The following is a 7598-nucleotide window of genomic DNA, read 5'->3' as shown; positions in this document are numbered from 1 at the left end:
TCCGCCTCGTACGGGTCCAGAAGACCCGGGCCGGCCTCCCCGTTCACCACGGCGGCCAGCTTCCACGCCAGGTTGTGCGCGTCCTGGATACCGGTGTTGGAGCCGAACGCCCCGGTCGGGGACATCTCGTGGGCGGAGTCGCCCGCCAGGAAGACACGGCCCGCCCCGTACCGTTCGGCCACCCGCTCCGCGGCGTGCCACGGCGCCTTGCCCGTGATCTCGACGTCGAGCCCCGGCGCGCCGACCGCCCGGCGGATGTGCTCGGCGCACCGCTCGTCGGTGAAGTCCTCCAGTGTCTCGCCGAGCTCGGGCTTCCACGGCGCGTGGAACACCCAGCGCTCCTCGTTGTCCACGGGCAGCAGCGCCCCGTCCGCGTCCGGGCTCGTCAGATAGCAGACGATGAAACGCCGTTCGCCGACCACCGAGGCCAGGTCCCGGGACCGGAAGGTGATGCTCACGTTGTGGAACAGGTCCCCGGGACCCGACTGCCCGATCCGCAACTGCTCCCGGATCGGACTGCGCGGCCCGTCCGCCGCCACGAGGTAGTCGGCGCGCACCGTGGTGTGCTCCCCGGTCTCCCGGTCCTTCACCACGGCGCTCACCCCGTCCGGGTCCTGGTCGAAGCTGAGCAGTTCCGCGGAGAACCGCAGATCGCTGCCCTGGGCGCGCGCATGCTCGACCAGCACCGGCTCCAGATCGTTCTGGCTGCACAGACACCAGCCGCTCGGACTGAACCGGGCCAGCCCGCCGCCGGGGTCGATCTCCTTGAACAGCCACTCCTGGTCGTCCCCGGTGAGCGAGGCCGCCTGCAGGATGCCGTGGTTCTCCGCCAGCACCGAAGCGGCGTCCCGGATCAGCCGCTCCGCCCCGGCCGTCCGGAAGAGCTCCATCGTGCGGACGTTGTTGCCGCGCCCCCGCGGGTGGGTGGAGGTGCCCGCGTGCTTCTCGACGAGGAGGTGGCGGACGCCGAGCCGGCTCAGGAAGAGGGAGGCGGACAGGCCCACCAGGGAGCCGCCCACGATGAGGACCGGTACGCGGTGGTCGACGTTCTCGTTCATCAGTTGCTCCAGCTCGGACGCAGGACGTATGCAGTGTCCATGCCCTCGTACGAGGGCTTCGGCGACCTCCTCACCTGAACGGTTCATAAATCTCGCGCGGCCCGTCACGGCGTTCCACGATCGTTCGCGGGAGCGATGCTCGCGATGCCGGGGGGTGCGGAGACGACGCATCAGCGGGGGAGACCCGCTCGGCTTCCACTCCACCGAAACCGACGGATGACGACAGACCACCGGACGTGGCCGTACGCACCGTCTCGAAGGAGAGCGAAAGATGACAACCCTCTCGGAACGCATATCGCAGTCCGCCTTCGACGGTTCCAGGCTCCGGGTCATACTGCTGCTGGACCTGCACGACGGCGCTCAGAACGAGTTCCTCGAGGCGTACGAGCACATGCGCAACCAGGTGGCGTCGGTCCCCGGTCACATCAGCGACCAGCTCTGCCAGTCCATCGAGAACCCCTCGCAGTGGCTCATCACCAGTGAGTGGGAGAGCGCGCCCCCCTTCCTCGCCTGGGTGAACAGCGAGGAGCACGTCAAGACGGTCCAGCCCCTGCACAACTGCGTGCGCGACACCCGTTCGCTCCGCTTCAGCGTGCTGCGTGAGACCGGTGCCGCGTTCGAGAACGCCTCCGAACCCGTCAAGGGCCGCCTCCAGTCCGCCCCGCGCCTGGGCGACGGCATCGTCCGCCATGCGCTCACCTTCACGGTGAAGCCGGGCACGGAGGACATCGTCGCGAAGATCCTCGCCGACTACGACTCCCCCCAGGCCCGGGTCGACGAGAACACCCGGCTGCGCCGCACCTCGCTCTTCATGCACGGCAACCGTGTCGTACGGGCCGTGGAGGTCGAGGGAGACCTGATGGCCGCCCTGCGCCACGTCTCCCGGCAGCCCGAGGTCAGGGCCGTCGAGGAAGCCATCAACCCCTATCTGGAGCAGGACCGGGACCTGTCCGACCCCGACTCCGCACGGATGTTCTTCACCCGGGCCGCGCTCCCGACCGTCCACCACGTGAAGGCCGGACGGCACGCCGCGGCCGACGTCCAGCGGCACGCGCTGTTCTACCAGGCGAAGGACGGTTGCGGCATGGCTCTGGCCCGGCTGCTCGCCGGCCAGGACGAGGAAGCGGCGGAGGACGTCGCCGGCCCCATCGAGAGCAGCACCATCTTCCAGCGCGACGACGTGGTGGTGCGCCTGCTCGAAGTGAGCGGCCCCCTCGACGCGCAGCCCGCTCAGGCGCTCGGCATCGGCGGTGCCCGCAAGGCGGCCATGCTCGGACGGCTCCTCGAAGGCGGCGCCAACGGCCTGCCGACGACCGATCCGGAGGCCGCCCGGTTCCTCTCCCAGGCGGAGATGGACCTGATCACCGACCGTCGGGCCACCGAGTCCTGACGTGTCCCACCGGCAGACCCGGGCACCGGCCCGGGCTGCCGCCACCTCGCACAACGCGCCCGGAGGAGAGCAGTCATGACCACGCACCGGCCTCGCATCGTGGACCTCAGCGAGACGCAGCCCAACCGCAGGCGCGGAGGCGATCTGCGCGCCATGCTCACACCAACGGCCGTGGGAGCCACCAGCGGCTTCATGGGACTGGCCATCGTCCGCCCCGGTGAGCGCATCGGTGAGCACTACCACCCGTACTCCGAGGAATTCGTGTACGTCGTGGACGGCCTCCTCGAAGTCGACCTGGACGGCGAACCCCACGCCATGCGGCCCGACCAGGGCCTCCTCATCCCGCCGCACGTACGTCACCGCTTCCGCAACGTGGGTGACGTGGAGGCGCGCATGGTCTTCCACCTCGGCCCGCTCGCCCCGCGCCCCGAACTCGGCCACGTCGACACCGAGGTCACGGACGCCGCGGAGACCGTGCCGGCCGCCGAGCGCGGAGCACCGCCAGAACGAACGGGGGCCGCGTCGTGACCCGGCGTGTCGCCGTCACCGGAGTCGGCGTCGTCGCGCCCGGCGGCATCGGCACCCCGGCGTTCTGGGACCTGCTGTCGAACGGCCGTACCGCCACCCGTGGAATCACGCTCTTCGACCCCGCGCCCTTCCGCTCACGCATCGCGGCCGAGTGCGACTTCGACCCGGTCACGTACGGCCTGGACGACGAACTGATCGCCCGTTCCGACCGGTACGTCCAGTTCGCCCTCGTGGCGGCCAGGGAAGCACTCGGCGATGCCGGGCTCGACCTGGAGAAAGAGGATCCCTGGCGCATCGGGGTCTCGCTCGGCACCGCGGTCGGCGGTACCACCCGCCTCGAACACGACTACGTCGCCGTCAGCGACAGCGGGGCGCGCTGGGACGTCGACCACCGGCCGGCGGGCCGCCACCTGGAGCGGGCGTTCTCGCCCAGCACCCTCGCCTCGGCGGTCGCCGAGGAGGTCGGCGCGCACGGACCGGTGCAGACCGTGTCCACCGGATGCACATCCGGCCTGGACGCGATCGGGTACGCCTTCCACTCCATCGAGGAAGGCCGGGTCGACGTCTGCATCGCCGGGGCGTCCGACACCCCGATCACCCCGATCACCGTCGCCTGCTTCGACGCCATCAAGGCCACCTCCGCGAACAACGACGACCCGGAGCACGCCTCCCGCCCGTTCGACGCGCGCCGCGACGGCTTCGTCATGGGCGAGGGCGGCGCCGTCCTCGTACTCGAGGAACTGGAGCACGCCCGGGCCCGCGGGGCGACCGTGCTGTGCGAGATATCGGGCTACGCCACCTTCGGCAACGCCTACCACATGACCGGGCTCACCAGCGAGGGCCTCGAAATGGCCGAGGCCATCAACACGGCACTCGGCCACTCCCGGACGGACCCCACGCAGATCGACTACGTCAACGCGCACGGTTCGGGCACCAAGCAGAACGACCGGCACGAGACCGCAGCGGTGAAGCGGGCGCTGGGCACACACGCCTACAAGGTGCCGATGAGCTCCATCAAGTCCATGGTCGGTCACTCCCTCGGTGCCATCGGGGCCATCGAGATAGCCGCGTGCGTCCTGGCGCTCAAGCACCAGACGGTGCCGCCGACGGCCAACTACGAGACCGCGGACCCCGAGTGCGACCTCGACTACGTTCCGCGCACCGCACGGCCCCTCAAGCTGCGCAGCGTGCTCTCCGTGGGCAGCGGGTTCGGCGGGTTCCAGTCCGCCGTCGCCCTGACCCGACCAGGCGGGAGGACCCCATGAGCAACCCGGCACACCGGCGCTCCGTCATCACGGGGATCGGCGTCGTCGCCCCCAACGGGACCGGTACCGGCGCCTTCTGGAAGCGGACCCAGGAAGGGGTCAGCGTCCTCGACCGGGTGTCCCGCGAGGGCTGTGAGCGCCTTCCGCTGCGCGTCGCCGGAGAGGTCAGGGACTTCGACCCGGTCGCCTCCGTCGAGGAGCGCTACCTCGTCCAGACCGACCGGTTCACGCACTACGCGATGGCCGCCGCCGACCTCGCCCTGGACGACGCGCGGCTCGGCCGCGCCGACTACCAGGACACCCCGTTCAAGGTGGGCGTGGTGACGGCCGCCGGATCGGGGGGCGGCGAGTTCGGCCAGCGCGAGCTGCAACGGCTGTGGGGCCAGGGCTCCCGGTTCGTCGGCCCCTACCAGTCCATCGCCTGGTTCTACGCCGCCAGCACCGGCCAGATCTCCATCCGCGGAGGCTTCAAGGGCCCCTGCGCCGTCGTCGCCAGCGACGAGGCCGGCGGCCTCGACGCGCTCATGCACGCCGGGCGGTCCGTCCGGGGCGGCACGGACGCCGTCGTCGTCGGCGCCGCCGAGGCACCCCTGGCCCCGTACTCGGTCGTCTGCCAGCTCGGCTACGAGGACCTCAGCCTCTGCGACGAACCGACCCGCGCGTACCGGCCGTTCACCAAGGACGCCTGCGGCTTCGTACCGGCCGAGGGAGGCGCCATGCTGGTGGTCGAGGAGGAGACGGCGGCCCGCGCCCGTGGCGCCCGCGTGCGCGCCGAACTCGTCGGCCACGCCGCCACCTTCACCGGTGCCGGCCGGTGGGAGCAGTCCCGTGAAGGACTGGCCCGAGCCATCGAGGGCGCCCTGCGGGAGGCGGACTGCGCCCCCGAGGACATCGACGTCGTCTTCGCGGACGCCCTCGGTGTGCCCTCGGCCGACCGGGCGGAGGCGCTGGCACTCGCCGACGCACTGGGCGCGCACGGCCGGCGCGTGCCCGTGACGGCGCCCAAGACGGGCATCGGCCGCGCCTACTGCGGAGCGCCCGTGCTGGACGTCTCCGCGGCGGTGCTCGCCATGGAGCACGGTCTGGTCCCGCCGACGCCCAACGTCTTCGAGGTGTGCCACGACCTTGACGTGGTCACCGGCCGCGCACGCCCCGCAGAGCTGCGCACGGCGCTGGTGCTGAGCCGGGGCCTCATGGGGTCGAACTCGGCCCTCGTGCTCCGTCGCCCCACCGACACCCCCCACTGACAAGGAGCTCCTCATGTCCGACCGACTGACGTACGAAGAACTGTCCGTGCTGATGAAGAACGGCGCGGGCCTCACGGTCGACCCGTCCCAGATGGAGAGCCGTCCCGGCTCCCCCTTCGAGGAGTACGGCCTCGACTCGCTCGGCCTGCTCGGCATCGTCGCCGCGCTCGAGAACCGGTACGGCCGCCCTCTGCCGGCCGACGCCGACCGGTGCAAGACGCCGGGCGAGTTCCTCGACCTCGTCAACAACAGCCTGACAGGAGTCTGACGTGTCCGGACACACCGAGAACGAGATCACCATCGCCGCGCCCCTGGACCTGGTCTGGGACATGACGAACGACCTCGAGAACTGGCCCCAGCTCTTCAGCGAGTACGCCTCGGTCGAGGTGATCGACCGCGAGGGCGGGACGACCACCTTCCGGCTCACCATGCACCCCGACGACAACGGCAAAGTGTGGAGCTGGGTCTCCGAACGCACCACCGACCGCACCACCCGCACCGTGAACGCACGGCGCGTGGAGCCGGGCCCCTTCCAGCACATGGACATCCACTGGGAGTACGCGGAGGCCCCCGGGGGCACGGTGATGCGCTGGCGGCAGGACTTCGCCATGCGGCCCGACGCCCCGGTCGACGACGCGTGGATGACCGACAACATCAACCGCAACTCCCGCGTCCAGATGGAGCTCATCCGCGACAAGATCGAGCAGCGCGACCGGGAACGGCGCTCCGCAGCGGTCCCCGCCAACTGATGCCCCGAAAGGCAACCGGATGCACCACGCACTGATCGTCGCCCGGATGGCTCCCGACGCCGCCCCGGACATCGCCGAGCTGTTCGCCGCCTCCGACAACACCGAACTGCCCCACCTGGTGGGGGTCAACCGGCGCACGTTGTTCCAGTTCGGAGACGTCTACCTGCACCTGATCGAGTCCGAGCAGCCGCCGGGTCCGGAGATCGCGAAGGTGACGGAACACCCGGAGTTCAAGGCCATCAGCGACCGGCTGACCGCCTACGTGAGCCCCTACGACCCGCAGACCTGGCGCGGACCCAAGGACGCGATGGCGCAGCAGTTCTACCGGTGGCAGCGGGACGGCTCCGCCTGACGCACCAACGCGCCGCCCCGGGGCCGGCACCTGAGCGCCGACTCCGGGGCGACACGCGTACCCGGGCGGATCAGCCCGGTACGACGCACTCGAACGCGTGCAGATAGGGATTGACCGGCCGGACCTCGGCGATCTTCAGGCCGGCGTCGGCGATCCGTGTCTCCAGGCTCTCCCTGGTGTGCTTCGCACCGCCGACGTTGAGGAGCAGCAGCAGGTCCATGGCGGTGGTGAACCGCATGGAGGGGGTGTCGTCGACGAGGTTCTCGATGACCACCACCCGGGACCCGGGACGGGCCGCCGCCATCACGTTGCGCAGCGTCCTGCGGGTGCTCTCGTCGTCCCACTCGAGAATGTTCTTGATGATGTAGAGATCCACCTCGAACGGGACGCCCTCGCGGCAGTCACCGGGCACGATCCGCACCCGGTCGGCGAGCGCGCCGCCCTCCCGCAGCCGGCCGTCCGCCCGCGCCACCACACCGGGCAGGTCGAGCAGGATGCCGCGCGCCGAGGAGTGCTTCTCCAGCAGGCTCGCCAATACGTGACCCTGGCCCCCGCCGATGTCGGCCACCGAGGACACCCCGGTGAGGTCGAGCAGTTCGGCGACGTCCCGGGCCGACTGCACGCTGGATGTGGTCATGGCGCGGTTGAACACCTGGGCGGACTCGCCCGCGTCCTGGTGGAGGTAGTCGAAGAAGCCCTTGCCGAACGCCTCCGGGAAGACGCTCGAACCGGAGCGCACCGCGTCGTCGAGCCGCGGCCAGACCTCCCACGTCCAGGGCTCCGTGCACCACAGGGAGATGTACCGCAGGCTGTTCGGGTCGTCCTCGCGCAGCAGGCGGGACATCTCCGTGTGGGCGAACGTCCCGTCCTCCGTCTCGCTGAAGACGCCGTAGCAGCACAGCGCGCGCAGCAGTCGGCGCAGCGGTTCCGGTTCGGTCCGCACGGCCTGGCCGAGTTCCTCGGCCGAGGCGGGCGCTCGCCGAGGGCGTCGGCGACCCCCAGCCGGGCC

The 7598-nt window shown here is 70.8% G+C and carries 8 protein-coding genes and 1 pseudogene; 7 read left to right on the top strand and 2 right to left on the bottom strand.

Features of this window, described 5'->3' with window-relative positions; all coding sequences use genetic code 11:
* Window positions 1–1058, bottom strand: a 1058-nt coding sequence (locus IH13_RS0122320; protein ID WP_031087138.1) for an FAD-dependent oxidoreductase, incomplete at its 3' end; no start/stop codon positions are given.
* A 271-nt stretch (window positions 1059–1329) separates the two neighbouring features.
* On the opposite strand from IH13_RS0122320, the gene IH13_RS0122310 reads away from it, so the two are divergent.
* The 7 genes from IH13_RS0122310 (at window position 1330) to IH13_RS0122280 (ending at window position 6589) form a co-directional block, all read left to right on the top strand.
* Entirely contained in the window at window positions 1330–2448 is a 1119-nt protein-coding gene (locus IH13_RS0122310) for a TcmI family type II polyketide cyclase (protein ID WP_031087136.1), read from the top strand.
* Between the two features lie 75 nt (window positions 2449–2523).
* The gene (locus IH13_RS0122305; RefSeq protein ID WP_031087135.1) at window positions 2524–2976 is read left to right on the top strand and encodes a cupin domain-containing protein; all 453 of its coding nucleotides are present in this window, start codon (window positions 2524–2526) and stop codon (window positions 2974–2976) included.
* Window positions 2973–4241 (top strand): beta-ketoacyl-[acyl-carrier-protein] synthase family protein, encoded by a 1269-nt coding sequence (locus IH13_RS0122300; protein WP_031087132.1) that lies wholly within the window; start codon window positions 2973–2975, stop codon window positions 4239–4241. The genes IH13_RS0122305 and IH13_RS0122300 overlap by 4 nt, the downstream gene beginning before the upstream one ends.
* Window positions 4238–5488, top strand: a complete 1251-nt coding sequence (locus IH13_RS0122295; RefSeq protein WP_031087131.1) for a beta-ketoacyl synthase N-terminal-like domain-containing protein — start codon at window positions 4238–4240, stop codon at window positions 5486–5488. Before IH13_RS0122300 ends, IH13_RS0122295 begins: the two co-directional genes overlap by 4 nt.
* Before the next feature lie 13 nt (window positions 5489–5501).
* Window positions 5502–5756 carry an acyl carrier protein gene (locus IH13_RS0122290; protein ID WP_031087129.1) on the top strand — a complete coding sequence of 85 codons (255 nt, stop codon included), beginning with the start codon at window positions 5502–5504 and terminating at the stop codon, window positions 5754–5756.
* Window position 5757: 1 nt separating this feature from the next.
* Window positions 5758–6237 (top strand): SRPBCC family protein, encoded by a 480-nt coding sequence (locus IH13_RS0122285; protein WP_031087127.1) that lies wholly within the window; start codon window positions 5758–5760, stop codon window positions 6235–6237.
* Window positions 6238–6256: 19 nt separating this feature from the next.
* On the top strand, window positions 6257–6589 hold the full coding sequence (locus IH13_RS0122280) for a TcmI family type II polyketide cyclase (RefSeq protein ID WP_031087124.1): 333 nt from the start codon (window positions 6257–6259) through the stop codon (window positions 6587–6589).
* A gap of 70 nt (window positions 6590–6659) precedes the next feature.
* Here IH13_RS0122280 and IH13_RS38105 read toward each other — a convergent pair.
* Window positions 6660–7598: pseudogene (locus IH13_RS38105) on the bottom strand (methyltransferase); the annotation flags it as partial.

This window comes from Streptomyces sp. NRRL WC-3549 (assembly GCF_000721935.1).
GTDB lineage: Bacteria > Actinomycetota > Actinomycetes > Streptomycetales > Streptomycetaceae > Streptomyces.
This window is presented reverse-complemented; position numbering and strand designations above follow the sequence as displayed.

Bases quoted from the DNA above. Each gene is read 5' to 3' on its own strand.
- IH13_RS0122305 (WP_031087135.1), top strand. From the start codon at position 2,524: ATGACCACGCACCGGCCTCGCATCGTGGACCTCAGCGAGACGCAGCCC.
- IH13_RS0122295 (WP_031087131.1), top strand. From the start codon at position 4,238: ATGAGCAACCCGGCACACCGGCGCTCCGTCATCACGGGGATCGGCGTC.
- IH13_RS0122310 (WP_031087136.1), top strand. From the start codon at position 1,330: ATGACAACCCTCTCGGAACGCATATCGCAGTCCGCCTTCGACGGTTCC.
- IH13_RS0122290 (WP_031087129.1), top strand. From the start codon at position 5,502: ATGTCCGACCGACTGACGTACGAAGAACTGTCCGTGCTGATGAAGAAC.
- IH13_RS0122280 (WP_031087124.1), top strand. From the start codon at position 6,257: ATGCACCACGCACTGATCGTCGCCCGGATGGCTCCCGACGCCGCCCCG.